The following is a 24100-nucleotide window of genomic DNA, read 5'->3' on the forward strand; positions in this document are numbered from 1 at the left end:
GGCCGGCGCGTGAGCGAACCGGCGGCACTCGATGGCGCGGCCGACGGCCGCGCGGCGGCAGCGGTGCGACCGGCCGAGGTGGCCTTGCTCGCCTCGGTGTTCGTCGTCGCGGCCTGCGGCCTGGTCTACGAGCTCGCAGCAGGGGCGCTGGCGAGCTACCTGCTCGGCGACTCGGTCCTGCAATTCAGCACCGTCATCGGCGCCTACCTGTTCGCGATGGGCATCGGCTCCTGGCTGTCGCGCCACATCGAGCGCCAACTGGTCGCGAACTTCCTGCGCATCGAGCTGCTGATCGGCCTGATCGGCGGGCTGATGCCGGCGGCACTGTTCGTCGCGCACAGCCTGCTGCCGGTCAGCGCGGTCGCGCCCTTCCGTGCCCTGCTCTACGGGCTGGTGCTGGCGGTGGGCATCCTGGTGGGCCTGGAGATCCCGCTGGTGATGCGCCTGCTCAAGCGCCACTTCAGCGAGCGTTACGCGCTGAAGGACCTGGTGTCGCAGGTGCTGACCTTCGACTATCTCGGAGCGCTGGCCGTGTCGGTCGCGTTCCCGCTGCTGCTCGTGCCGCAGCTCGGGCTGGTCCGCACCGGCGTGGTGTTCGGCCTGCTGAACGTCGTCGTCGCGGTGTGGGCGCTGTGGCTCTTCCGGGCAGAACTGAGGGCCTGGCGCGCCCATGCGCTGGCCTGCGCTGCCGTGCTCGCGGCGCTCGGTGCGGCGCTGATCGGGGCCGACCGGCTCACGACCTGGGCTGAGGACCGCTTCTACGGCGACCGCATCGTCTTCAGCCAGAGCTCGCCCTACCAGCGCGTCGTCGTCACGTCGGGGGCGGCCGGCGTGCGGCTGTTCCTCAACGGCAACCTGCAGTTCCACTCGCGCGACGAGTACCGCTACCACGAGGCGCTGGTGCATCCGGCGATGGCGGCGCATGGCGCGCCCAAGCGGGTTCTGGTGCTCGGCGGCGGCGACGGCATGGCGGTGCGCGAGGTGCTGAAGCACTCGACGGTCGAGCACGTCACGCTGGTCGAGCTGGACCCGGCGATGACGCGCCTGTTCTCGACCGAACCGCTGCTGATCGCACTGAATGGCGGGGCGCTGAAGTCGCCCAAGCTCACGATCGTCAACGACGATGCCTTTGGCTGGCTGGACCGCCACGACGCGCTGTTCGACGTGATCGTGGTCGACTTCCCCGACCCCAGCAACCACGCGATCGGCAAGCTCTACTCGACCAGCTTCTACGCGCTGATGGCCCGCCATCTCGCGGCCTCCGGCTACGCGGTGGTGCAGACCACCTCGCCGCTGATCGCGCGCAAGAGCTTCTGGACGGTGGTGAGCACCATCGAGGCCGTGGGCCTGCAGGCGTCGCCCTATCACGCGCACGTGCCGAGCTTCGGCGAATGGGGCTTCGTGTTGGCCGGTCAACGTCCGCTGGCCACGCCGCGCCGACTGCCCGAGGGCTTGCGCTTCCTGACCGTCGAGGGCCTGCCCGCGCTGTTCGACTTCCCGCCCGACATGGCCCGCGTGCCCGCCGAGCCCAACCGCCTCAGCACCCAGGGGCTGGTGCACACCTTCGAAGAGGAATGGGGTCGCGTCCACCAGTGAGTGCCGCACGCCGTGCGCTGCTGGCGGCCGGCGGCGCGCTGGCCACCTGGCCGTGGCTGGCCGGTTGCGAGCGCGCGCCGGTCGAGGTGGCGGGCGGTTGGGTGGGCGCCGATGCGGGGCGGGGGCACGCACTGCGCGACGGCCGCCTGCCGCGCGCCGATGCCGACGGCACGCGGCGCTGCAGCGTCGCCATCGTCGGTGCCGGGGTGGCCGGGCTGGCGGCGGCGCGGTCGCTGCGTCACGCCGGCATCGACGACTTCCGCGTGTTCGAACTGGAAGACGCGGCCGGCGGCAATGCGCGCGCGCACGCCATGGGCGGCATGCGCTGTCCGCTCGGCGCGCACTACCTGCCGTTGCCCGGCCCTGAGGCACGCGAGGTCATCGAACTGCTGCACGAACTGGGCGTGGCGCGCAGCGAGGCCGGCCGCACGATCTACGACGAACGCCATCTCTGCCATGCGCCGCAGGAGCGGATGTTCGTGCCGTCCGCCCAGGTCGATGCCATCGCGCCCGGCCGCTGGCACGAAGGCCTGCTGCCGCTGGACGGCGCCGGGGTCGGCACGCTGGCGCAGATGCAGCGCTTTGCCGCCGAGGTGGGGACACTGCAGCGCACGCTGAGCTTCGCGATGCCCACGCTGCGCAGCCGCTGGAGCACGGGCCTGGCGGCCCTCGATGCGGTCAGCTTCGCCGCCTGGCTGAACGAGCAGGGCTACGACGACGCGCGTCTGCTCGCCTATCTGGACTACGGTTGCCGAGACGACTACGGCGCCGGTCTCGGTCTCGTGTCGGCCTGGGCCGGGATTCATTACTTCGCGAGCCGCCACGGCTTCCATGTCCCTGGCGAAGACGCCGCCGAGCCCGCCGACGCGGTGCTGACCTGGCCCGAAGGCAATGCGTGGCTGACCGAAAGGCTGGCACGCGGACTCGACGAGCGCCTGCAGACCGCCGCGGTGCTGACCCGCATCACGCCGTCGCGTCACGAGGTGGCGCTCGAGGTCTGGAATGCGCGGGCGGCGCGGCCGGAGCGCTGGCTGGCGCGGCGGGTCGTCGTCTGCGTGCCGCTGTTCGTCGCGTCGCGGCTGATCGATGCGCGGCCGGCGGCGCTGGCCGACGTGGTGCCGCGGCTCACCTATGCGCCCTGGCTGGTCAGCAACCTGCAACTGCATGCGCCGCTGATCGACCGCCCCGGTCCGCCGCCGGCCTGGGACAACGTGATCGCCGGCAGCCCGGCGCTGGGCTATGTCGATGCGATGCACCAGAGCTTGCGCCCGGTGCCCGGCCCGACGGTGCTGACGCACTACTGGGCGCTCGGCGGGCAATCGCGCGCCGAACTGAAGGCGCAGCGGGCCCGTCTGCTGACGGCGCCGTGGACTGCCTGGCGCGACGCGGTGCTGGCCGACCTGCTGCCGGCGCACCCCGACCTGCCGCAGCGGCTGGCGCGGGTCGACTCGATGCGCTACGGTCACGCGATGATCGTGCCGACCCCCGGGCTGCGCGGCGACGCGGCGCTGGCCGCGCTGGGCACGGCGCAGGGGCGGCTGCATTTCGCCCACGCCGACCTGTCGGCCAGCTCGGTATTCGAGGAGGCCTACACGCGCGGCACACTGGCGGGCCAGGCGGTCGCGCAGGCCCTGGGCGGCACCGAGACTTCGAGGAGACCGACATGAAGCCCCATCGCATTGCGGTGATTCCCGGCGACGGCATCGGGCAGGAGGTGATGCCGGAGGGCCTGCGCGTGCTGGAGGCCGCGGCGCAGCGCTTCGAACTGCCGCTGCAGTTCGATCATTTCGACTGGGCCTGCGCCGCCTACTGGCAGCGCACCGGGCAGATGCTGCCCGACGACTGGTTCGCGACGCTGAGCGGCTACGACGCCATCTACTTCGGCGCGGTCGGCTGGCCGGCGGTGGTGCCCGACCACGTGTCGCTGTGGGGCTCGCTGCTCAAGTTCCGCCGCGAGTTCGACCAGTACGTCAACCTGCGCCCGGTGCGGCTGTTCGACGGCGTGCCGTGTCCGCTGGTCGACCGCGACGGCCGGCCGCGCAAGCCCGGCGACATCGACTTCTTCGTGGTGCGCGAGAACACCGAGGGCGAGTACACCCATCTCGGCGGGCGCCTCTTCGAAGGCACCGAGCGCGAGATCGTGATCCAGGAGTCGGTGTTCTCGCGCCACGGCACCGACCGGGTGATGAAGTTCGCCTTCGAGCTGGCGCAGTCGCGGCCGCGCAAGCACCTCACCGTCGCCACCAAGTCCAACGGCATCGCCATCAGCATGCCGTGGTGGGACGAACGCGCCGACGCGATGGCGCAGGGCTACCCCGAGGTCACGGTCGACAAGCAGCACATCGACATCCTCAGCGCGCGCTTCGTGCTGCAGCCGACTCGCTTCGACGTCGTGGTCGCCAGCAACCTGTTCGGCGACATCCTCAGCGACCTGGGCCCGGCCTGCACCGGCACCATCGGCCTGGCGCCCTCGGCGAACCTGAATCCGCAGCGCCATTTCCCCTCGTTGTTCGAGCCGGTGCACGGCTCGGCGCCCGACATCTTCGGTCGCGCGATCGCGAACCCGGTGGCGATGATCTGGTCGGGCGCGCTGATGCTCGACTTCCTCGGCGGCGCGATCGGTGCGGACACCGCACGCCATCTGCAGGCCCACGACGCCATCGTGGCGGCGATCGAGCGGGTGCTGGTGACCGGGCCGCGCACGCCCGACCTGGGTGGCCACGCCTCGACGACCGTGATGGGGCGCGCGATCGCCGAGCAGGTGGCGGCCGGCGCGCCTTAGGCGCGTTGGCTCAGCGCGCGCCGGCGCGTGTCAGCCGGTCGAGTTCGGCGCAGGCCGCGGCCTTGCCCTCGTTGAACACCACCACCTCGTTCGACAGCAAGCGGTTGCGGCTCTCGCGCGGTGCGCCGCTGTCGATCCGATACGCCCAGTTCCACGGGCCCTTCTGGCGCCCCGTGGTCCACACCTCGACGGCCTTGCCGCGGTGCTCGAACCGCTCCTGCATCGTTTCCCCCGTGTCGCGAGTGTCTACGCTGCCATGATGAGCCTCTGTACGTTTTGTTTCATCCTCGATCTGGGTGGCGCCGCGCCCCGGGCGGGCCCGGGAATCGGGGGGACGGCGGAGTGCTGAGAAGGTGTCGGCGCGGTTTGAATAATAAGAATGATTCTCATTACAATACAAGCCATGGCGCCGGTCTCCGAACCCGTGCCATCGCAGCCAGGGCCCCCACCCGAGCCAGTCCGACGACTCAGCACGCCCGCGTCCGCGCGGTGGAGGCTCGCAATGAATCGCAACGATCCCGAAGGCGCCGTGCGCCGCCTGCCGGCCGAACTGTCGGACGACGACGTCGACCCCGGCACGCTGCCGAGCGCCGAGGCGCTGCTGGCCGGCACGCTGGCCTTGATGACCGGCGTGGTGGAGCGGGCCGCGCTGGCCCAGCCGCTCGCGGCACACGGCCAGAGCCTGCTGATGGCGGCCAAGGTGCGCCGGCAGCTCGGCTGCCTGAGCCACCACCCTCAGCTGAGCGAAGGGTTCCGGCTCACGCTGCACCGTCTGCTCGGCCATTGGGATCGCCTGATGCCGACCGCCGAGGTCGCGGATGCCGTCGGTGTCGATCCGGCCGAAGCCGCCCAGCGGCTGTGGCACCGCGCACCCGGGCAACTGCAATAGCCCCCGGCGCGGCGCGCGGCACTCAGCCGCGCATCAGCGCCTCGATCTCGTCGGGCCGCACCGGCACGCCCCGGCTCAGCAGCTCGCAGCCGTCGGGCGTGACGAGCGCGTCGTCCTCGATGCGGATGCCGAGGTGCCAGTAGCACTCCGGCACGTCGGGGGCCGGCCGCACGTAGAGCCCGGGCTCGATCGTGACCACCATGCCCGGCTGCAGACGGCGCGAGGGCTTCTTGATGGTGAGGCCGCCGAGCCCGTCGGGCTGCTCGATCGGCGCCTCGTCGAGGGCGAGGTACTCGCCGGCATCATGCACGTCCAGCCCCAGCCAGTGGCCGGTGCCGTGCATGTAGAAGCGCCTGTAGGCGGCGCTGGCCACCACGTCGTCGACCGTGCCGTGCCGGTCGCGGTCGAGCAGACCCAGGTCCAGCAGGCCGACGCTCAGCGCGCGCACCGCAGCCCAGTGGCTGTCGGTCTTGCGGGCGCCGGGCCGGGTGTGGGCGATCGCGGCCTCCTGGGCGGCCAGCACCAGTTCATAGAGCGCACGTTGCGGCGCCGTGTAGCGGCCGTCGACCGGAAAGCTGCGCGTGATGTCGCTCGCATAGCTGCCGTATTCGCAGCCGGCGTCGATCAGGCACAGCTCGCCGGGCCGCAGCTCAGCGTCGCCGGCAGCGTAGTGCAGCACGCAGGCGTTGCGGCCCGCGGCGACGATGCTCGTGTAGGCCGGGCCGCTGGCGCCACTGCGGCGGAACTCGTGCAGCAGTTCGGCCTCGAGCTGGTACTCACGCAGGCCGGGCCGGCAGGCCTGCATGGCGCGCACATGCCCGGCCGCGCCGATTTCGCCGGCGCGGCGCATCAGCGCCACCTCGTGCGGGTCCTTGAACAGGCGCATTTCGTCGATCAACCGAGCCAGGTCGCGCTGCTGCGTCGGCGACTCGATGCCGGCGCGTGAACGCGCACGCACGTTGTCCAGCCAGCCGGCGACGCGCGACGCGAGCCCGTCGTGTCCGCCGAACGGGAACCACACCGCCGGGCAGTTGGCGAGCCGCTGCGGCAACACCGTGTCCAGCGCCTCGATCGGCATCGCCTCGTCGATGCCCAGCGCGGCGGGCGCCGATTCGGGGCCGAGCCGGTAGCCGTCCCAGATCTCGCGTTCCTCGTCCTTCGGGCGGCACAGCAGCAGGCTGCGACCGGCGGCGTCGAGGACGAGCAGCGCGCCCGGCTCGGAGAACCCGGTCAGGTAGTAGAACGCGCTGTCGTGGCGATAAGGGTGTTCGCTGTCGGCGTTGCGGGTGCGCTCCGGCGCGGTCGGCAGCACGGCGATGCCGCCACCGGCCTCGCGCAGCGCGGTGCTCAGGCGTGCGCGGCGCTCGGCATAGACGGAGGGGCTCATGGGGCGATGCGGTTCTGGGTACGCTTGCAGTGTAGTGAGCGCGGCAGGGGCAAGGTGCCCGCCGCGCGCGGTACCGATCATCGAAGACCAGGAGTCCCTCTCATGCAATACCGCCGTCTCGGCCGCTCGGGCCTGCAGGTCAGTGAACTGTCGCTCGGGTCCTGGGTGACCTATCACAACCAGGTCGATGTGAGCGCCGCGAAGGACATGCTCGCGGCTGCCTTCGATGCCGGCGTCAACTTCTTCGACAACGCCGAGATCTATGCCAACGGCCGCAGCGAGTCGATCATGGGCGAGGCGCTGCGCCAGCTCGGGCTGCCACGGCTCGACGTTGTCGTGTCGACCAAGTTCTTCTGGGGACTGGACCGTGCGAAACCGGGCGAGCGGCCGCGCATCAACGGACAGGACACGCTGAATCGCAAATACCTGCACCAGGCGATCGACGGCGCGCTGCGGCGGCTGCAGCTTGATTTCGTCGACCTCGTGTTCTGCCACCGGCCCGACCCGCACACCCCGATCGAGGAGACGGTTTGGGCCTTCCACGACCTCATCACCCGCGGCAAGCTGCTCTACTGGGGCACCAGCGAATGGAGCGCCCAGGAGATCCGTGCCGCCTGGGAGATCGCGGACCGGCACCACCTGCACAAGCCGGTGATGGAGCAGCCGCAGTACCACCTGTTCCACCGCCGCCGCGTCGAGGAGGAGTACGCGCGGCTCTATGAGGACATCGGGCTGGGCCTGACCACCTGGAGCCCGTTGGCGAGCGGCCTACTGACTGGCAAGTACCGACGCGGCATCCCCGAGGGCAGCCGTGGCGCGCTCGAGAACATGGCCTTCCTGCGCGACGGCCTCACGGATCCGGCGAAGAACGCCGCGGTCGGCCAGCTCGAGGAGATTGCCGCCGATCTGGGCGGCACGGTCGCGCAGCTCGCGATCGCCTGGGCGAACCGCAATCCGCGCGTCAGCACCGTGATCCTCGGGGCCAGCCGCATCGCACAGCTGCAAGACAACCTGAAGGCCTTGACGCTCGCGCCGCGGCTCACGCCGGAGGTGCTGGCACGGATCGACGCGGTGACGAAGCCGCTGGCAGCCTGAACCGGCTCAGCCCGGTCCGCCGCGGTTCAGCGCCAGCGGATCGATGCGGTTCGACGGGTGCACCGGTACCGGCTCCAGCATGGCGCGGCGCGCCGCCGAGCGCTTGTCGGCGGCGGCACGGCGGCGGTTGTCGGCCACCACGTCCATCTGCATGCGCACGAAATTGGCCAGGCGCTCGATCTCGGCCTCGCCGCCGAACAGCGCGCCGGTGCGCGGCAGCTTCACCGCCTTGCCGTCACGCATCACCAGCGCGAGATAGCAGGTGCTGGGGCGCGCCCAAGCGGGAATTCGCGACGCCCGCGGCCGCCGCTCGACGACGTTGACCTCGCTCAGGTCCGACACCGCGACGCGACGCGCCGAATGCCGCCAGCCGCGCCGCCACGAGACGAACTTGACGCTCGCTGCCACCCGCTCCCAGGTCCACAGGTCCCAGACCACGGCGGCGAGCCACAGCAAGCCGGCGGGCCACAGCGGCCAGCCCTCGAGCTGCAGGCCTGCCGCAGCGGCCAGGCCGCTCGCCAGCAGCAGGCCGGCCGCGACCAGCACCTGGGGCTCGCCGGGGGTCCACAGGCTGCGGTGGTAGACGACCGAGTCGGTGTGGTCGCCGGACACCGGTTCATGCGCCAGCCAGGCGGCGCGCAGGCCGTGCACGGCGCCGCGCTGCAGCAGCACGGCGACCGGCACGCTCAGCAACCAGAGCAGCGGTGAGCCCACCCCGTCCATCGCTCTCAACTCCCATCCTGCAAGGCCTGCCAGCGTTGCGGCGTACCGACGTCGGTCCAGGGCCCCAGGTAGAGGCTGCCGCTGATCCGGTCGCGGGCGATCGCCGCATCGAAATGAGGTCGCAGCGGCGCCTTCTGCCCCGGCGGCACGCCCTCGACCAGTCTCGATTGGAACAAGCCCACCGTGGAGTACGTGTAACGAGTGATGACCGCCGCATCGTCGCCCGCCAGGATGCGGCCTTTGTCACTGAGGCCGAAGTCGCCGCAGGGGTGTTGCGGCGGGTTGGGCACGAGCCAGAGGTGGGCCAGATCGCCACCGGCCATGAAGTCGTTCACGTGCAGCGCATCGAATCGGAAGCCGGGCATGTAGGCATCGCCCGCCATGACCCAAAAGGTGTCCGATTGCAACAGCGGCAGCGCGGTGGCGATCCCGCCGGCGGTTTCGAGCGCGCCGCCGTAGTGCCGGCCTTCCATCGAGTAGCGGATGCTCAGCCCGAAGCGCGAACCGTCGCCCAGCGTGGCCGGGAACTGCTCCTCGAGCCAGGCGGTGTTGATGACCACGTGGCGCACGCCGTCGCGCGCCAGCGCCTCCAGCTGCCACTCGATCAGCGGCTTGCCGTGCACCGGCAGCAGCGGCTTGGGTGTGTGGTCGGTCAGCGGGCTCATGCGCTCGCCGCGGCCGGCGGCGAGGATCAATGCGGGCGCGTTCATGTGGCCGCCCCGCGGCGCAGCGCATGGCGTTCGGCGCGCGCCGGCGCGAAGGCCTCGATCAGCCGCGCGATCACGACCTCGGCACGCGCCGAGTTGTCGGCGTGGCGGTGGCACGCATACACGTCGAGCGTCACCGCGTCCAGCTCGGGCCACGTGTGCACCGCGAGATGCGATTCGGCCAGCAGCAGCACGCCGGTGACGCCGCGCGGTTCGCCGTCCTCGGAAGGGAAGGGATGGAAGCACTCGCCGACCGGCTGCAGGCCGGCGTCGAGAACGGCCCCCAGGCACAGCGCGCGCAGCGCCGACACGTCGACCAGGGCCGGGCTGCCGCGGCGGCAGCCGCTCAAATCGGCGGTGAGGTGCAGACCCTGCATGGGTGGCGCGACGGGGCTCGTAAAATCGTCGATTCTGCCGCTTCCGTGGCGCCCTTTTCCCCTGCAAACCATGGCTGCCCTCGAATCCCGCACGCCCGCCACCCCCGACACCTCGCTGATGGCCAACGCGATCCGCGCGCTGGCGATGGACGCAGTGCAACAGGCCAATTCGGGCCACCCTGGCGCGCCGATGGGCATGGCCGACATCGCGGTCGCGCTGTGGGGCCGACACCTGCGCCACAACCCGGCCAACCCGGCCTGGGCCGACCGTGATCGCTTCGTGCTGAGCAACGGCCACGGATCGATGCTGATCTATGCGCTGCTGCACCTGACCGGGTATGCGCTGCCGCTCGAGGAACTGCGCAACTTCCGCCAGCTTCACAGCAAGACGCCGGGCCACCCCGAGGTCGGCATCACGCCCGGCGTCGAGACGACCACCGGCCCGCTGGGGCAGGGCCTCAGCAACGCGGTCGGCATGGCGCTGGCCGAGAAGCTGCTGGCGGCGGAGTTCAACCGCGACGGCTATGCCATCGTCGATCATCACACCTATGTCTTCCTCGGCGACGGCTGCCTGATGGAGGGCATCAGCCACGAGGCCAGCGCGCTGGCGGGCGCCTGGAAGCTCGACAAGCTGATCGCGCTGTACGACGACAACGGGATCAGCATCGATGGCCAGGTGGCGCCGTGGTTCGTGGACGACACCGCGAAGCGCTTCGCGGCCTACGGCTGGAATGTGATCGGGCCGATCGACGGTCACGATGTCGATGCAGTCGACGCGGCGATCACGCAAGCCAAGCGCCATGTGGGCCAACCCAGTCTGATCGTGTGCAAGACCGCGATCGGCAAGGGCTCACCGAACCGCGCCAATACCGCCAAGGCGCACGGCGAGCCGCTCGGCGCCGAGGAGATTGCGCTCACGCGGGCCACGATCGGCTGGCCGCATGCGCCATTCGAGATCCCGGCCGAGGCCTACAACGACTGGGACGCCAAGGACGCCGGTGCCAACCTGCAGGCCGACTGGGAAGGCCGCTTCGAGGCCTACCGCGCCGACCATCCCGCCGCCGCGGCCGAGTTCGAACGCCGGATGGCGGGCGCGCTGCCGGAGAACTTTGCGCAGATCGCAGTGGACGCTGCCATCGCGGCACACGCCAAGGCCGAGACGGTCGCCAGCCGCAAGGCCAGCCAGCTCGCGCTGGAGGCCTTCACCGCTGCGTTGCCCGAACTGCTGGGCGGCAGTGCCGACCTCACCGGCTCGAATCTCACCAACACCAAGAGCACACCGGCGCTGCGCTTCGATGCGGCAGGTGCTTCGAACGGTGGCCGCCACATCAACTACGGCGTGCGCGAGTTCGGCATGGCGGCGTTGATGAACGGCATCGCGCTGCACGGCGGCTTCATCCCCTACGGCGGCACCTTCCTGACCTTCAGCGACTACTCGCGCAACGCCATCCGCATGGCCGCGCTGATGAAGCAGCGCGTGGTGCATGTCTTCACCCACGACAGCATCGGCCTCGGCGAGGACGGCCCGACGCACCAGAGCGTGGAGCACGCCGCGAGCCTGCGGCTGATCCCGAACCTCGATGTCTGGCGTCCCGCCGACACGGCCGAGACCACGATCGCGTGGACCAAGGCGCTGCTGAACGTGGACCGCCCGACCGCGCTGCTGCTGTCGCGTCAGAACCTGCCCTACCTGCCGAAGGCCGGGCTCGACGAGGTGGCGCGCGGCGCCTATGTGCTGGCCGAGCCGGCCGAGGTGGGGCTGAAGAGGAAGGCCCAGGCAGTGCTCATCGCGACCGGGTCCGAGGTGCAGCTCGCGCTGCATGCGCAGCAGCAGCTCGCCGCCGCCGGCATCGCGGTGCGCGTGGTGTCGATGCCCAGCACCACCACCTTCGATCGCCAGGACGTGGCCTACAAGCGCCGCGTGTTGCCCGACGGGCTGCCGCGGGTGGCGGTGGAGGCCGGCGTCACCGATGGCTGGTGGAAGTACGGTTGCGCAGCCGTCATCGGCCTCGACACCTACGGCGAGTCGGCCCCGGCCGGTGCGTTGTTCAAGCACTTCGGCTTCACGGCCGAGAACGTGGCCGCGACCGTGCGCCGGGTGCTGAAGAAGTGAGGGCCCGCCCGCCGCTGCGAGGCTCCGTGACATCTGCCGCGGGGAGCACGGCCGGATGTCGGGGCCGGCGCGGCGGCGCGGGGCGTTTTGTCGTCGAATGCTGGCCTGAATGAATCCGGATTGAACCGAAGCTGAGGAAGACCCATACCATGACCATCAAAGTTGCCATCAATGGCTACGGCCGCATCGGCCGCAACGTGCTCCGCGCCCACTACGAGGGCGGCAAGAAGCACGACATCCAGATCGTCGCGATCAACGATCTGGGCGACCCGAAGACCAACGCCCACCTGACGCAGTACGACACCGCGCATGGCAGGTTCCCAGGCACGGTCAGCGTCGACGGCGACTACATGGTCATCAACGGCGACAAGATCCGCGTGCTGGCCAACCGCAACCCGGCCGAGCTGCCTTGGGGCGAGCTCGGCGTGGACGTGGTGATGGAGTGCACCGGCTTCTTCACGACCAAGGAAAAGGCCTCGGCGCACCTGAAGGGCGGCGCCAAGAAGGTCATCATCTCGGCGCCGGGCGGCAAGGACGTGGACGCGACCATCGTGTTCGGTGTCAACCACGGCGTGCTGAAGGCCACCGACACGGTGATCAGCAACGCCAGCTGCACCACCAACTGCCTGGCGCCGCTGGTCAAGCCACTGCACGAGAAGATCGGCCTGGAGTCGGGCCTGATGACCACCATCCACGCTTACACCAACGACCAGGTGCTGACCGACGTGTACCACGAGGACCTGCGCCGCGCGCGCAGCGCCACGCAGTCGATGATCCCCACCAAGACCGGCGCCGCCGCTGCGGTGGGCCTGGTGCTGCCCGAACTGAACGGCAAGCTCGATGGCTTCGCGATCCGCGTGCCGACCATCAACGTGTCGGTGGTCGACCTGACCTTCACCGCCAAGCGCGCCACGACGCTCGAGGAGGTCAACGCCGTGCTGAAGGCCGCGGCCGAGGGCGAGCTCAAGGGCATCCTGGCCTACAACACCGCGCCTCTGGTGAGCGTGGACTTCAACCACGACCCGGCGTCCAGCACCTTCGACTCGACCCAGACCCGCGTTTCGCCGGACGGCAAGCTCGTCAAGGTGCTGAGCTGGTATGACAACGAGTGGGGTTTCAGCAATCGCATGCTGGACACCACCGTAGCGCTGATGGCTGCCAAGTGATCACGGCGCTGCGCAGGCCCCCTGTCAGACAAAGGCCCTTTGGGGCCTTTTTCGTGGGCTGGCTTCGCACCATCGGGTAAAGCTCTGTCAACGCAGGCCGATACCGGGCGTGAGATGTCAAGCTCGGTGCGGTCGCGCCTCTACACTCCATCCATCGCTTTTTCGAAATCCCCGATGCACTCAATGCAAGCCGCTGTCCGTGTTCTCGCGGCACTCGTCGTGCTGTTTTTCATTCAGCCGATGGTCGTGGGCACCGCGGTGGCCGCCGGTGGCGTGGCAGACGACCTGCCGTCGGCTCGGGTGATCGTCAAGTACCGTGATGATGCCGTTCGCGGCGCCGGCAGCGACCGGGTGAGCATCGCCCATGCCGGGCAGGGCGCGACGGTGCAGCGTCTCGCCGCACGGATGGACGCGGTCGCCCAACGTCGCGGTCTTGCCTTGCGCGCGCACCGTGCCATCAGCGAACGCTCCCAGGTCGTGCTGGCCAGGGGCATCGATTCGGAGACATTGGCGCGGCGACTCCGTGCCGATCCGGACGTTGAGTTCGCGGTGGTCGATCGTCGGGTGAGGCCGCTGGCCGTGCCGAACGATCCGTTGCACACGCTTGGCGGCGCCGACGGCCCTGCCGTGGGGCAGTGGTATCTGCGCACTCCCGCCGCCCCGGCGCTCTCGGCGATCGACGCCACCCGTGCCTGGGACATCACGCAAGGCAGCGCCAGCGTGGTCGTGGCGGTGCTGGACACGGGGGTGCGCTTCGATCATCCCGACCTCGCCGGCAAGTTGCTGGCCGGCTACGATTTCGTCAGTACCCTGCCGGAGTCGAACGATGGCAACGGGCGTGACAGCAACGCCAGCGATCCGGGTGACTGGATCACCCAGCAGGAAGACAACTCGGTGGGTGGGGACTTCTATCACTGCACCTCGCCGGACTCACTGGGCAATTACAACGGAGCCCCGAGTTCCTGGCACGGCACGCAGGTTGCCGGCATCGTCGGCGCGCTGACGAACAACGGCGTGGGCATGGCCGGGACCGGCTGGAACACCCGCGTCCTGCCGGTCCGGGTGCTCGGCAAGTGCGGCGGCTACGTGTCGGATGTGGTGATCGGCATGCGCTGGGCGGCCGGCCTGACCGTGCCCAACATCGCGGCCAATCCGAATCCGGCCCGGATACTCAACCTCAGCCTCGGCACCGAGGGGGGCTGCGGCGAGTACCAGGACGCTGTCGACGACGTGGTGGCCGCCGGCGCGCTGGTGGTGGCTGCTGCTGGCAATACGAACGGCCATGCGGTCGGTGCGCCGGGCAATTGCAGTGGCGTGATGGCTGTCGGTGGCCTGCGTCACTCCGGCACCAAGGTCGGTTTCTCCGACCTCGGGTCGGCGGTCTCGATCAGTGCGCCTGCCGGCAACTGCGTCAACGATTTCGGGCCCTGCCTCTACCCGCTGCTCACCACGACCAATTCCGGCTCGCAGGGGCCGGCCTCCTCGGCCTACACCGACGGCACGAACGACATCACCGTCGGCACCAGCTTCTCGGCGCCGCTGGTGTCGGGCGTGGCCGCGCTGATGCTCGCGGTGCAGCCCACGCTCACGCCGGACGAGATCCGGGGCCTGATCCAGGGCGGCTCGCGCCGTTTCCCGAGCACCAGCGCGCCCGTCTGCACGGCGCCGCGTTTCGATGTCAATGGCGACCCCATCGACCAGATCGAGTGCGACTGCACCACCACCACCTGCGGCGCCGGCATGCTCGATGCTCGCGTGGCCGTGCGTTCCGCGGCCGCGGGCCTGATCGCCGACATCGTCGTCAACACGGCGACGCCGAGGGCGGGGCAAGACGTTTCTCTGACGGCCGACGTGTTCCGGTTGATCAGCGGCCGCAACCTCAGCAGCCTCAGCTGGAGCTTGGTCGACGGCGGCGGCATCGTCAGCGGCAGTGTCTCCGGGTGCTCGGCCAACTGTGTCGTCTCGCCGACCGGAGCGGGAAGCTTCACCGTCGCGGTCACGGTGACCGATGACAACAACCCCCCGACGCAATCCACCGTGTCGCGGCGCGTGACGGTGGTGTCGGCGTCGCCGAACGGAGGGGGGGGCGGTGGCGGTGCCCTCGGCGGCCCGGCCTACCTGCTGGCACTGGCGCTGGCCGTGGGGGCTGCCTGGCGGCTGAGCGCAGGGCGCGACGCTTGACGGCGCGGGCTCTCCGCTCGCAGTTCAGAGCGTGTCGGCCGGACAGGGCAGGAATGCCTTGCCGCGCAACTTGTCGGCCGGCAGCGCGGCCAGCGCCGCCTGCTGCGCCTCACTGGCCTGCGCCACGCGCAGCAGGCGCAGCGGCACGCTGGCATTGACCACGCGGGCGGTGCGCACGCCGCGGTCCAGCAGCGTCGTCAGTTCGCTCTCCGCAGCGGCGCGGCTGTCGTGGCGGCTGATCACCAGCAGCGGCGCGCTGCCGGGCGCGGCGCTGGCCAGTTCGGGGGCGATGCTGCGGCGCTTCAGTTCGTCGCGCTTCTTCTGCATCTGCTCGGCCTCGGCGAATGGGCCCATCGCGACCCACCAGGTCGTCGTGAGTTCGCGCTCGGACCAGCCGAGGTCCGGCAGCGCGGCCTTGACGGCCGCCTCGGCGACCGTCAGTTCCGCCGTGCTGTAGGGGCCCGCCTCGAGGCAGGCCATCGGGGGCGCGCTGGGCGGGGCAGAGGCGGGGCTGGTCGCTGCGCTCGCTGCCACGGCGGCAGGGGTCGAGGCCGCTTCGGCCGGGATCAGGCGGAGGCGGTCGGGATCGACCTGCATCGCCAGGCGTTCGGGCTCGCGCTCGCCTTCCGGGCGGGCGCCGATCGCGCCGTGCAGCGGCGCGAGCCAGCCCTGCCGCCAGACCCAGAAGCCCGCGTTGGCCAGCAGCAGCACCAGCACCAGTGCCCTCAGCATGGTCGCACGCTCACTTCGCCGCTGCGGATCAGGCACTCCTCGCCGCGTTCGGTCCGCACACGCAGTGCCCCACGGGCATCGACCCCGTCGGCCACGCCGTGCTCGGCGCCGGGGTCCGTGGTCTGCACCGGCCGGCCGGCCAGCGCGTCGCGCGCCGCGAAGCGCGCCGTGAAGGCCGCGAAGCCCTGTTGTTCGAAGATCCCCAGGGCGATGAACAGCGGCGGGGCCAGCCGCGCCAGCAACTCTGGCGCGCGTGCCAGCGGCTCGATCTCGCGCCAGCCCGCAGGCGCCTGGGTGAACTCGGGTCGCGTTTCGGGGCGCGTCAGATTCAGGCCGACACCGATCACGGCATGCCGGCTGCCATCGGACAGCGCGACGGTTTCGATCAGTACGCCGCCAAGCTTGCGTCCCGGAGTGTCGGGGGCCGTTTCGTCGGTGAGCCACAGATCGTTCGGCCACTTGAGTCGAACGCGGGGATGCAGGGCCTCGGCCAGCGCCACGCCGACGGCGAGCGACAGACCCGACCAGTCCGCGGGGGCCAGCGTCAGGCCGAGCGAGAAGGTCAGCGAACCCAGGCCATCGGCCGTCGACGAGGATCCGGTGTCGGAGAACCAGGTGCGGCCGAGCCGCCCGCGGCCGGCCGTCTGTCGTTCGGCGACCAACAGGCAGGGCGCGCTGTCGCCGTTGCGGGCACGCTCCAGCAGGCGCGTGCTGGTGGAGTCGGTCTCGACCAGTGCCTCGACGCTGAGGCCGGGCCTCAAAGGCTCGAGCTGTGCCCACAGCGCCTCGAGCGGCCAGCGCAGCGGCGCGAGGCCTGCGCCTGGCGCGTCGACGGCACGGCGTAGCGGAGGCACGGCAGCGTCGGGCACGATGTCAGCGCTTGGGCGCGAGCATGGTGCCGCGGCAGGCCTTGTGCCCGCAGCGGCATTCGTACTGCTTCTTCAGCTTGGGGGTGTAGCGCTCGTCGATCACCAGGCCGTAATCGTAGAACAGCTCCTCGCCGGCCTTGACGGCACGCAGCGTCTTGATGAACACGCGGCCGTCTGTCTCGTCGGCCTCGCAGTTGGGGGCGCAGGCGTGGTTGATCCAGCGTGCCGCGTTGCCGCCGACCTTGGCGTCGATCACGTGGTCTTCATCGATGCTGAAGTAGAAGGTATGGTGCGGGTCGGTGGGGTCGTGCGGATGGCGGCGCAGCGCCTCGGGCCAGTCGATCACCTCGCCGGTGTACTCGATCAGCGTCTCGCCCTTGGCCAGCGGCCGCAACGCGAAGACGCCCTTGCCGTGCACGCCGGAGCGCCGCACCTGGATGCGCCGGCCGTCGCGGCTCGCGGGGGCGGCCTCCTGTCGGGCGGCCCGGGGGGCGGGGACGGACTTGCGGCGCGTCGATTGCGTCATGTTCGAGTTTGGCTACATTGAATCATGGGTGCGCGCGCGTGAGCGCGTGCGCGCGAGAGCCCGGATTGTAGGGACGCCCCGCCGCGTTGGCGTGCGGGACGGCGCTGCGATCGGGCGACAACGACATCGAGAACATGAGCAAAGCACTGGTCATCGCCGAGAAACCTTCCGTCGCACAAGACATCGTGCGGGCCCTGACGCCCACGAGCGGCAAGTTCGAGAAGCACGACGATCACTTCGAGAACGAGCACTACGTCGTCACCTCGGCGGTCGGCCACCTGGTCGAGATCAAGGCGCCCGAGGAGTACGACGTGAAGCGCGGCAAGTGGAGCTTCGCCCACCTGCCGGTGATCCCGCCGCACTTCGATCTCGCACCGATCGACAAGGCCAAGAGCCGGCTCAACGCGGTGGTCAAGCAGGTCAAGCGCAAGGACGTCGGCGAGCTCATCAATGCCTGTGACGCGGGACGCGAGGGCGAGCTGATCTTCCGCCTCATCGTGCAGTACGCCGGCACCGAGAAGAAGCCGATCGACAAGCCGGTGCGCCGCCTGTGGCTTCAGAGCATGACGCCGCAGGCGATCCGCGACGGCTTCGAGCGCCTGCGCTCCGACGCCGATCTGCGCGGCCTGGCCGACGCCGCCCGCAGCCGCAGCGAGGCCGACTGGCTGGTCGGCATCAACGGTACGCGAGCGATGACGGCCTTCAACTCGCGCGACGGCGGTTTCTTCCTCACCACCGTCGGCCGGGTGCAGACGCCCACGCTCAGCATCGTGGTCGAGCGCGAGGAGAAGATCCGCAAGCACGTGGCGCGCGACTACTGGGAGCTCAAGGCCACGTTCGCCGCCCAGGCCGGCGAGTACGAGGGCAAGTGGTTCGACCCGGCATGGAAGAAGAACGACGATGCCGAGCGCCGCGCCGACCGGCTCTGGAACGAGGCCGATGCGCAGGCCATCGCGCAGGCGGTGCGCGGCCAGCCGGCCACCGTGACCGAGGAATCCAAGCCCAGCACACAGAGCAGCCCTCAGCTCTATGACCTGACGCTGCTGCAGCGCGAGGCCAACTCGCGCTTCGGCTTCTCGGCCAAGACCACGCTCAGCATCGCGCAGGCGCTGTACGAGAAGCACAAGGTGCTGACCTACCCGCGGACCGACAGCAAGGCGCTGCCGGAAGACTACGTCGGCGTCGTGAAGCAGACGATGGAGATGCTCGCCGCCGAGGATCTGCCCGGGCCGCTGAAGGCTCTGTCGGCGCACGCCCGCAAGGCGGTGAAGGAGGGCTACGTCAAGCCCAACAAGCGCATCTTCGACAACGCCAAGGTCTCGGACCACTTCGCGATCATTCCGACCTTGCAGGCGCCCAAGAGCCTGACCGAGGTGGAGGCCAAGCTCTACGACCTGGTGGTCAAGCGCTTCCTCGCGGTGTTCTACCCGCCGGCCGAGTTCCTGGTCACGACGCGCATCTCCACCGTCAAGGCGGGCAGCGCTGAACATCGGTTCCAGACCCACGGCAAGGTGATGGTCAAGCCGGGCTGGCTGGCCGTCTATGGCCGCGACGTGGAAGATGCGGATGCCACGCTGGTGCCGGTCGAGCCCGGCGAAGTGGTGCGCACCGAGAGCGTTGACGTCAACGCGCTCAAGACCAAGCCGCCGGCACGCTACACCGAGGCCACGCTACTGTCGGCGATGGAAAGCGCCGGCAAGCTGATCGATGACGACGAACTGCGCGAGGCGATGCAGGAGAAGGGGCTGGGCACGCCGGCCACCCGCGCGCAGACCATCGAAGGCCTGATCCTCGAGAAGTACATGCACCGCGACGGCCGCGAGCTGATCCCCACCGCCAAGGCCTTCCAGCTGATGACGCTGCTGCGCGGCCTGCAGGTCGAGGAGCTGACCCAGCCCGAGCTGACCGGCAACTGGGAGTACCAGCTCGCCGAGATGGAGAAGGGCAAGCTCAGCCGCGACGCCTTCATGCGCGAAATCGCCGCGATGACGCAGAAGATCGTCGCCAAGGCCAAGGAGTACGACCGCGACACCATCCCCGGCGACTATGCGACGCTGAAGACGCCCTGCCCGAAATGCGGCGGCGTCGTGAAGGAGAACTACCGCCGCTTCACCTGTGCCGCGAAATCAGGCGACGCCGAGGGCTGCGGCTTCAGCATCAGCAAGATCCCCGGCGGGCGCAGCTTCGAGCTCGATGAAGTGGAGTCCTTCATCGCCGACAAGAAGATCGGCCCGCTCGAGGGCTTCCGCTCCAAGGCCGGCTGGCCCTTCACGGCCGAACTCAAGCTGGCGTACGACGACGAGATCGCCAACTGGAAACTCGAGTTCGACTTCGGCGACGACGCCAAGAAGGGCGAAGGCGACGGCACGCCGGTCGACTTCTCGGCGCAGCAGAGCCTGGGCGCCTGCCCCAAGTGCAAGGGGCATGTCTACGAGCACGGCAGCAGCTACGTCTGCGAGCACGCGGTCGGCGCGCACGTCACCTGCGACTTCAAGAGCGGCAAGATCATCCTGCAGCAGCCGGTGGCGCGCGAGCAGATGACCCGGCTGCTGCAGGAAGGCAAGACCGATCTGCTGGAGAACTTCGTGTCCAACAAGACGCGGCGCAAGTTCAAGGCGCGCCTGGCCTGGGACGCCAAGGAAGGCAAGGTCGGCTTCGAGTTCGAGCCGAGGGCGGCCAAGGTGCCGGCCAAGAAGTCCGGGGTTCGCGCCGGCACCAAATCGTGAAGTCAACAGCTTGTACGACGCCGATGCTTTATGGGGGCGCAATGAAGGCGCTTAGTCTGGTCGCGACGTTGCTTGTGGCTGGATGCGGCGGCGGCGGTGATGACCAACCATTGCGTACCACGATCTCATTTCGAGGCGCTACCGGCGATTACATCTCCCAGGGCCAGTCGGCTAAGTTCAGCGATGTCGACAGCACGGTTTCGACCACCTACTCGGCGGGGTACTTCCGGGCTTCCTTCATCGCTCCTGACCTTTCGCACTCGTGGTCGATTGATCTGGCTTCCCCGAATGGCGAGCCCTTGGTTCCAGGGACGTATGTCGACGCTTGGCGTGCCGCTTTTCGCAATGGTCACAACGGTGTGGATTTCTATGGCGATGGCCGCGGCTGCAATGAGGTGTTCGGTTCGTTCATCGTTCTGGAGGTCGGCTATGACTCCACCGGTCGGTTGAACCGCTTCGCCGCGGACTTTGATCAACGCTGCGAAACGGTGACCTCACCACAGCTGCGCGGATCCGTTCGTATCAACAGCACGATCTCGCCGACCTACCAATGAGTCGGCTCATACCAACTCGCGTTCAACCCTATCAACTCGCATGGGTGCTTCGGCTCGGTGCACTCGATAGGATGCGACAGTTCGAAGCGTCCTCCGGCCCGTGCCGGGGGACGTGAGCGCAACGTGCGATCAGCGCAGCACCAGCACCGGCACCGAGGCGTGCGTCAGCACCTTCTGGGTCTCGCTGCCCAGCAACAGGCCCTTGAGGCCGCGGCGGCCGTGCGAGGCCATCACGATCAGGTCGCAGCCCGACTGCGCCGCCGTGTCGTTGATCGCCTCGTAGGGGTGATCGTGCGTGACCATCAGGCTGCGGCAGGGCACCCCGATTTCCTGTGCCGCGCGCTCCACCTCGGTCAGGAACTTGCTCGCCTGGGCCTTGCATTCGGCCACGAACTCCTCGCGGGTGTCCTCGAGCATCGTGGTGCGGTAGGTCAGCGTATGGAAGGTCGGCACGACGTGGATCGCGGTGACACGGGCCTGCTGTTCCTTGGCGAACTGCAGGGCCTTGCGGTTCACCACCTCGGAAGGACTGGATCCGTCGGTCGGCAATAGCAGGTGCTTGAACATGGCAACCTCCTTGGCTGTGTCTTGAAAGACTAGTTCACGACGGAGTGATGCGCGACCGCTTCCGCAGCTCCCGGATACTCGATCCATGTCTCCGTTGATCTTCCTCAAGCTCCTGGCGATCTTCGTGACGATCGGCATCGGCTGGGTGGCCGGCCGCTGCAAGCCTTTCGCTGGCGGCGAGGCGGCGCGCATCCTCTCGAATGCGGCGTTCTACGTGTTCGCGCCGGCGCTGCTGTTCCGTGCCACGGCGCGCATCGACCTGGGCACGCTGCCCTGGCAGGCGCTGGGGGCCTTCTTCGTGCCGGTGGTGGGTTGGATGCTGTTGGTGTACCTGCTGCAGCGCCGGTGCCGCGCCGCTGCGGCGGCACAGCCCGCGGTACGAGCCATCACCGCCTCGTTCGGCAACAACGCCCAGCTCGGCATCCCGATGGCCGCTGCGCTGTTCGGCGAGATCGGCCTGCAACTGCACCTGTCGATCGTCAGCCTGCATGCGCTGATCCTGCTCACCGTGCTGACGCTGCTGGTCGAGCGCGACCTCGCCCACGCGATGGCGCGCGACGCCGGCGCGCCGGCATCGCTGTCGCGCACGCTGCTGCTGACGGCGCGCAACACTGTCATCCACCCGATCGTGCTGCCGGTGCTGGCCGGCATGGCCTGGAACCTGACGGGCGCGCCCATCCCCGGCCCGATCGACGAGGTGCTGCAGATGCTGGGCACTGCGGTCGTGCCGTTGTGTCTGGTCGCGATCGGCCTGTCGCTCGGCCACTACGGCCTTCGCGGCGCGGCGGGCCCGGCGCTGCTGCTGGCGGCAGCCAAGCTGCTGGTGCAACCGGCGCTGGTGCTCGCGGTCGGCTACGGCATGGGCCTGCGCGGGCTGGCGCTGGCGGTGATCGTCATGGCCGCGGCGATGCCGACCGGCTCGAACGCGCTGATGTTCGCGCAGCGCTACCGCAGCGGCGAGGCGGAGGCGACCGCCGCGATCGTGATCTCGACGCTGGCCTTCGCCGCCACGGCGCCGTTGTGGTTGCTGCTGACGCAGTGGCTGAGCTGAGCCCAATGGACCGGCAGGGCCGGCCCTGCTTTGCGACAATCCGGTCATGAACGCACCCGACGCCACCCCCGTGATCGCGCTGATGGACCGCCTGGGCAGCGCGGCACGCTCCGCATCGACGGCGATGGCCGCCGCATCGACGGCGGCGAAGAACGCGGCGCTGCTGGCGCTGGCCCGCGAGATCCGGGCCGGGGCTGCGCGGCTGGCCGCGGAGAACGCGCGCGACCTCGACGTTGCTACCCGCGCCGGCCTGGCCGCGCCGATGGTCGACCGCCTGCGCCTCACCGACAAGGTGATCGCGCTGATGGCCGAAGGCTGCGAGCAGGTCGCCGCGCTGCCCGACCCGATCGGTGAGATGACGAACCTGCGCCGGCGCCCGAGCGGCATCACCGTCGGCCAGATGCGGGTGCCGCTGGGCGTGTTCGGCATGGTCTACGAGAGCCGGCCGAACGTGACGATCGACGCCGCCTCGCTGGCCATCAAGAGCGGCAACGCCGCGATCCTGCGCGGTGGTTCCGAGGCGCTGCATTCCAACACGGCGCTGATGGCGCTGGTGGTGCGCGCGCTGGCCGAGGCCGGGCTGCCAGGCGATGCCGTGCAACTGGTGCCCACCACCGACCGCGCCGCGGTCGGCCGGCTGATCGCGATGCCGCAGTACGTCGACGTGATCATTCCGCGCGGCGGCAAGGGCCTGATCGAGCGCATCGCCGCCGAGGCCACGGTGCCGGTCATCAAGCACCTGGACGGCAACTGCCACGTCTACGTCGACGCTGGCGCGGACCTCGACCTCGCGGTGCGCGTGACCGACAACGCCAAGACCCAGAAGTACAGCCCCTGCAATGCGGCCGAGTCGCTGCTGGTGCACCGAGACGTCGCGGCGGCCTTCCTGCCACGCATCGGCGCGGTGTTCGCGGCCAAGGGCGTGGAGATGCGTTGCGGCCCGCGCGCCAAGGCGCTGCTGGCCGCGGTGCCGGGCGCGAAGCTGGTCGACGCGACCGAGGCCGACTGGGCCGAGGAGTACCTGGCGCCGGTCATCAGCATCAAGCTGGTCGACTCGCTCGACGAGGCGATCGCCCGCATCAACCGCTACGGTTCGCACCACACCGACGCGATCCTGACCACGAACCACCCGAACGCGATGCGATTCCTGCGCGAGGTCGACTCGGCCAGCGTGATGGTCAACGCCAGCACGCGCTTCGCCGATGGCTTCGAGTTCGGCCTGGGCGCCGAGATCGGCATCAGCACCGACAAGTTCCACGCCCGCGGGCCGGTGGGCCTCGAGGGGCTCACCTCGATGAAGTGGGTGGTGTTCGGGCAGGGCGAGGTCCGCACCTGATCGGCGCATGAGCCTCGATCCGCGCGGCGCCCTCGTCCTGTTCTCCGGCGGCCAGGACTCGACCGCCTGCCTGGCCTGGGCGCTGGAGCACCACGCGCACGTGGAGACCATCGGCTTCGACTACGGCCAGCGCCACGTCGTCGAACTCGAATGCCGCGTGCAGGTGCGCGAGGCGATCGCGCGGTCGTTCCCGCTGTGGGCCGGCCGGCTGGCCAACGACCACGTGCTCGACCTCGGTCTGCTCGGCCAGATCTCCGACACCGCGCTGACCTCGGCGCGCGCGATCGAGATGCAGGCCAACGGCCTGCCGAGCACCTTCGTGCCGGGGCGCAACCTGCTGTTCCTCGGCTTCGCGGCCACCGTGGCCTACCGGCGCAACCTCAGCGTGCTGGTCGGCGGCATGTGCGAGACCGACTACTCCGGCTACCCTGACTGCCGCGACAACACACTCAAGGCGCTGCAGGTCGCGCTCAGCCTGGGCATGGCCACGCCGATGACGATAGAAACGCCGCTGATGTGGCTCGACAAGGCCCGGACCTGGGCGCTCACCGATCGCCTGGGCGGCCGCGCCTTGAACGAGCTGATCCTCGAGCACACCCACAGCTGCTACCTCGGCGACCGCAGCGTGCGCCACGCCTGGGGCTACGGCTGCAATGCCTGCCCGGCCTGCGAGCTGCGGCGCAAGGGCTACGAGGCCTGGTGCGCCGGCGCCTGACGACGCAC

The 24100-nt window shown here is 69.7% G+C and carries 22 protein-coding genes; 13 read left to right on the top strand and 9 right to left on the bottom strand.

Annotation, left to right across the window (positions count from 1 at the left end):
* The first annotated feature begins 9 nt into the window (after positions 1 to 9).
* The 3 genes from MPE_RS01235 to MPE_RS01245 are packed head-to-tail and all read left to right on the top strand — an operon-like array spanning position 10 to position 4378.
* Positions 10 to 1596, top strand: a complete 1587-nt coding sequence (locus tag MPE_RS01235; RefSeq protein WP_011827850.1) for a polyamine aminopropyltransferase — start codon at positions 10 to 12, stop codon at positions 1594 to 1596.
* On the top strand, positions 1593 to 3263 hold the full coding sequence (locus tag MPE_RS01240; RefSeq protein WP_237706355.1) for an FAD-dependent oxidoreductase: 1671 nt from the start codon (positions 1593 to 1595) through the stop codon (positions 3261 to 3263). The genes MPE_RS01235 and MPE_RS01240 overlap by 4 nt, the downstream gene beginning before the upstream one ends.
* A complete protein-coding gene (locus MPE_RS01245; RefSeq protein WP_011827852.1) occupies positions 3260 to 4378 on the top strand; it encodes a tartrate dehydrogenase in 1119 nt (372 codons plus the stop codon). The genes MPE_RS01240 and MPE_RS01245 overlap by 4 nt, the downstream gene beginning before the upstream one ends.
* 10 nt (positions 4379 to 4388) lie before the next feature.
* Here MPE_RS01245 and MPE_RS01250 read toward each other — a convergent pair whose 3' ends face one another.
* Positions 4389 to 4601, bottom strand: a complete 213-nt coding sequence (locus MPE_RS01250) for a hypothetical protein (protein ID WP_011827853.1) — start codon at positions 4599 to 4601, stop codon at positions 4389 to 4391.
* Between the two features lie 279 nt (positions 4602 to 4880).
* Between MPE_RS01250 and MPE_RS01255 the strand changes: the two genes are divergently transcribed.
* A complete protein-coding gene (locus MPE_RS01255) occupies positions 4881 to 5267 on the top strand; it encodes a hypothetical protein (RefSeq protein WP_011827854.1) in 387 nt (128 codons plus the stop codon).
* A 22-nt stretch (positions 5268 to 5289) separates the two neighbouring features.
* Here MPE_RS01255 and MPE_RS01260 read toward each other — a convergent pair whose 3' ends face one another.
* Positions 5290 to 6654: an aminopeptidase P N-terminal domain-containing protein gene (locus MPE_RS01260; RefSeq protein ID WP_011827855.1), complete on the bottom strand. Its 1365-nt coding sequence runs from the start codon at positions 6652 to 6654 to the stop codon at positions 5290 to 5292.
* Between the two features lie 102 nt (positions 6655 to 6756).
* Here MPE_RS01260 and MPE_RS01265 point away from each other — a divergent pair, with 102 nt between their 5' ends.
* A complete protein-coding gene (locus tag MPE_RS01265) occupies positions 6757 to 7749 on the top strand; it encodes a potassium channel beta subunit family protein (protein ID WP_011827856.1) in 993 nt (330 codons plus the stop codon).
* A gap of 6 nt (positions 7750 to 7755) precedes the next feature.
* Here the strand turns inward: MPE_RS01265 and MPE_RS01270 are convergent, their stop codons facing one another.
* From MPE_RS01270 to speD, 3 genes are read right to left on the bottom strand one after another with little or no spacing between them, the layout of a single operon-like run.
* Positions 7756 to 8481, bottom strand: coding sequence for a hypothetical protein (locus tag MPE_RS01270; protein WP_158304592.1), 726 nt, complete (start codon positions 8479 to 8481; stop codon positions 7756 to 7758).
* Complete coding sequence (gene murU / locus MPE_RS01275) at positions 8478 to 9182, bottom strand: N-acetylmuramate alpha-1-phosphate uridylyltransferase MurU (protein WP_011827858.1); 705 nt, start codon at positions 9180 to 9182, stop codon at positions 8478 to 8480. Before murU ends, MPE_RS01270 begins: the two co-directional genes overlap by 4 nt.
* A complete protein-coding gene (gene speD / locus MPE_RS01280; protein ID WP_011827859.1) occupies positions 9179 to 9556 on the bottom strand; it encodes an adenosylmethionine decarboxylase in 378 nt (125 codons plus the stop codon). Before speD ends, murU begins: the two co-directional genes overlap by 4 nt.
* Before the next feature lie 70 nt (positions 9557 to 9626).
* Between speD and tkt the strand changes: the two genes are divergently transcribed.
* The 3 genes from tkt (at position 9627) to MPE_RS01295 (ending at position 15016) form a co-directional block, all read left to right on the top strand.
* Positions 9627 to 11669 (top strand): transketolase, encoded by a 2043-nt coding sequence (gene tkt, locus MPE_RS01285; protein WP_011827860.1) that lies wholly within the window; start codon positions 9627 to 9629, stop codon positions 11667 to 11669.
* Between the two features lie 149 nt (positions 11670 to 11818).
* On the top strand, positions 11819 to 12835 hold the full coding sequence (gap, locus tag MPE_RS01290) for a type I glyceraldehyde-3-phosphate dehydrogenase (protein ID WP_011827861.1): 1017 nt from the start codon (positions 11819 to 11821) through the stop codon (positions 12833 to 12835).
* 114 nt (positions 12836 to 12949) lie between these two features.
* A complete protein-coding gene (locus MPE_RS01295) occupies positions 12950 to 15016 on the top strand; it encodes a S8 family peptidase (RefSeq protein ID WP_011827862.1) in 2067 nt (688 codons plus the stop codon).
* Positions 15017 to 15040: 24 nt separating this feature from the next.
* Here MPE_RS01295 and MPE_RS01300 read toward each other — a convergent pair whose 3' ends face one another.
* Genes MPE_RS01300 through MPE_RS01310 form a run of 3 tightly spaced genes read right to left on the bottom strand, consistent with a single transcriptional unit; the run spans position 15041 to position 17143 of the window.
* Entirely contained in the window at positions 15041 to 15748 is a 708-nt protein-coding gene (locus MPE_RS01300) for a hypothetical protein (RefSeq protein WP_011827863.1), read from the bottom strand.
* The gene (locus MPE_RS01305; RefSeq protein ID WP_011827864.1) at positions 15742 to 16617 is read right to left on the bottom strand and encodes a biotin--[acetyl-CoA-carboxylase] ligase; all 876 of its coding nucleotides are present in this window, start codon (positions 16615 to 16617) and stop codon (positions 15742 to 15744) included. The genes MPE_RS01300 and MPE_RS01305 overlap by 7 nt, the downstream gene beginning before the upstream one ends.
* Positions 16618 to 16621: 4 nt before the next feature.
* Entirely contained in the window at positions 16622 to 17143 is a 522-nt protein-coding gene (locus tag MPE_RS01310) for an SET domain-containing protein (protein ID WP_011827865.1), read from the bottom strand.
* A 134-nt stretch (positions 17144 to 17277) separates the two neighbouring features.
* Here MPE_RS01310 and MPE_RS01315 point away from each other — a divergent pair, with 134 nt between their 5' ends.
* A complete protein-coding gene (locus tag MPE_RS01315) occupies positions 17278 to 19869 on the top strand; it encodes a DNA topoisomerase III (RefSeq protein ID WP_041929814.1) in 2592 nt (863 codons plus the stop codon).
* Positions 19866 to 20423: a hypothetical protein gene (locus MPE_RS23830; protein ID WP_011827867.1), complete on the top strand. Its 558-nt coding sequence runs from the start codon at positions 19866 to 19868 to the stop codon at positions 20421 to 20423. The genes MPE_RS01315 and MPE_RS23830 overlap by 4 nt, the downstream gene beginning before the upstream one ends.
* Positions 20424 to 20552: 129 nt before the next feature.
* Here MPE_RS23830 and MPE_RS01325 read toward each other — a convergent pair whose 3' ends face one another.
* Positions 20553 to 20990, bottom strand: a complete 438-nt coding sequence (locus tag MPE_RS01325; RefSeq protein WP_011827868.1) for a universal stress protein — start codon at positions 20988 to 20990, stop codon at positions 20553 to 20555.
* Between the two features lie 85 nt (positions 20991 to 21075).
* On the opposite strand from MPE_RS01325, the gene MPE_RS01330 reads away from it, so the two are divergent.
* Genes MPE_RS01330 through queC form a run of 3 tightly spaced genes read left to right on the top strand, consistent with a single transcriptional unit; the run spans position 21076 to position 24092 of the window.
* Positions 21076 to 22041, top strand: coding sequence for an AEC family transporter (locus MPE_RS01330; RefSeq protein WP_011827869.1), 966 nt, complete (start codon positions 21076 to 21078; stop codon positions 22039 to 22041).
* Positions 22042 to 22087: 46 nt separating this feature from the next.
* Positions 22088 to 23377, top strand: a complete 1290-nt coding sequence (locus MPE_RS01335; protein ID WP_011827870.1) for a glutamate-5-semialdehyde dehydrogenase — start codon at positions 22088 to 22090, stop codon at positions 23375 to 23377.
* A 7-nt stretch (positions 23378 to 23384) separates the two neighbouring features.
* Positions 23385 to 24092, top strand: coding sequence for a 7-cyano-7-deazaguanine synthase QueC (queC, locus tag MPE_RS01340; RefSeq protein WP_011827871.1), 708 nt, complete (start codon positions 23385 to 23387; stop codon positions 24090 to 24092).
* The last annotated feature ends 8 nt before the right edge of the window (positions 24093 to 24100 follow it).

The organism is Methylibium petroleiphilum PM1, from assembly GCF_000015725.1.
GTDB classification, from domain to species: Bacteria; Pseudomonadota; Gammaproteobacteria; order Burkholderiales; family Burkholderiaceae_C; genus Methylibium; species Methylibium petroleiphilum.

Bases quoted from the DNA above. Each gene is read 5' to 3' on its own strand.
- MPE_RS01245 (WP_011827852.1), top strand. From the start codon at position 3,260: ATGAAGCCCCATCGCATTGCGGTGATTCCCGGCGACGGCATCGGGCAG.
- MPE_RS01250 (WP_011827853.1), bottom strand. From the start codon at position 4,601: ATGCAGGAGCGGTTCGAGCACCGCGGCAAGGCCGTCGAGGTGTGGACC.
- MPE_RS01255 (WP_011827854.1), top strand. From the start codon at position 4,881: ATGAATCGCAACGATCCCGAAGGCGCCGTGCGCCGCCTGCCGGCCGAA.
- MPE_RS01260 (WP_011827855.1), bottom strand. From the start codon at position 6,654: ATGAGCCCCTCCGTCTATGCCGAGCGCCGCGCACGCCTGAGCACCGCG.
- MPE_RS01265 (WP_011827856.1), top strand. From the start codon at position 6,757: ATGCAATACCGCCGTCTCGGCCGCTCGGGCCTGCAGGTCAGTGAACTG.
- murU (WP_011827858.1), bottom strand. From the start codon at position 9,182: ATGAACGCGCCCGCATTGATCCTCGCCGCCGGCCGCGGCGAGCGCATG.
- speD (WP_011827859.1), bottom strand. From the start codon at position 9,556: ATGCAGGGTCTGCACCTCACCGCCGATTTGAGCGGCTGCCGCCGCGGC.
- tkt (WP_011827860.1), top strand. From the start codon at position 9,627: ATGGCTGCCCTCGAATCCCGCACGCCCGCCACCCCCGACACCTCGCTG.
- gap (WP_011827861.1), top strand. From the start codon at position 11,819: ATGACCATCAAAGTTGCCATCAATGGCTACGGCCGCATCGGCCGCAAC.
- MPE_RS01295 (WP_011827862.1), top strand. From the start codon at position 12,950: ATGTCAAGCTCGGTGCGGTCGCGCCTCTACACTCCATCCATCGCTTTT.
- MPE_RS01300 (WP_011827863.1), bottom strand. From the start codon at position 15,748: ATGCTGAGGGCACTGGTGCTGGTGCTGCTGCTGGCCAACGCGGGCTTC.
- MPE_RS01310 (WP_011827865.1), bottom strand. From the start codon at position 17,143: ATGACGCAATCGACGCGCCGCAAGTCCGTCCCCGCCCCCCGGGCCGCC.
- MPE_RS01315 (WP_041929814.1), top strand. From the start codon at position 17,278: ATGAGCAAAGCACTGGTCATCGCCGAGAAACCTTCCGTCGCACAAGAC.
- MPE_RS01325 (WP_011827868.1), bottom strand. From the start codon at position 20,990: ATGTTCAAGCACCTGCTATTGCCGACCGACGGATCCAGTCCTTCCGAG.
- MPE_RS01330 (WP_011827869.1), top strand. From the start codon at position 21,076: ATGTCTCCGTTGATCTTCCTCAAGCTCCTGGCGATCTTCGTGACGATC.
- MPE_RS01335 (WP_011827870.1), top strand. From the start codon at position 22,088: ATGAACGCACCCGACGCCACCCCCGTGATCGCGCTGATGGACCGCCTG.
- queC (WP_011827871.1), top strand. From the start codon at position 23,385: ATGAGCCTCGATCCGCGCGGCGCCCTCGTCCTGTTCTCCGGCGGCCAG.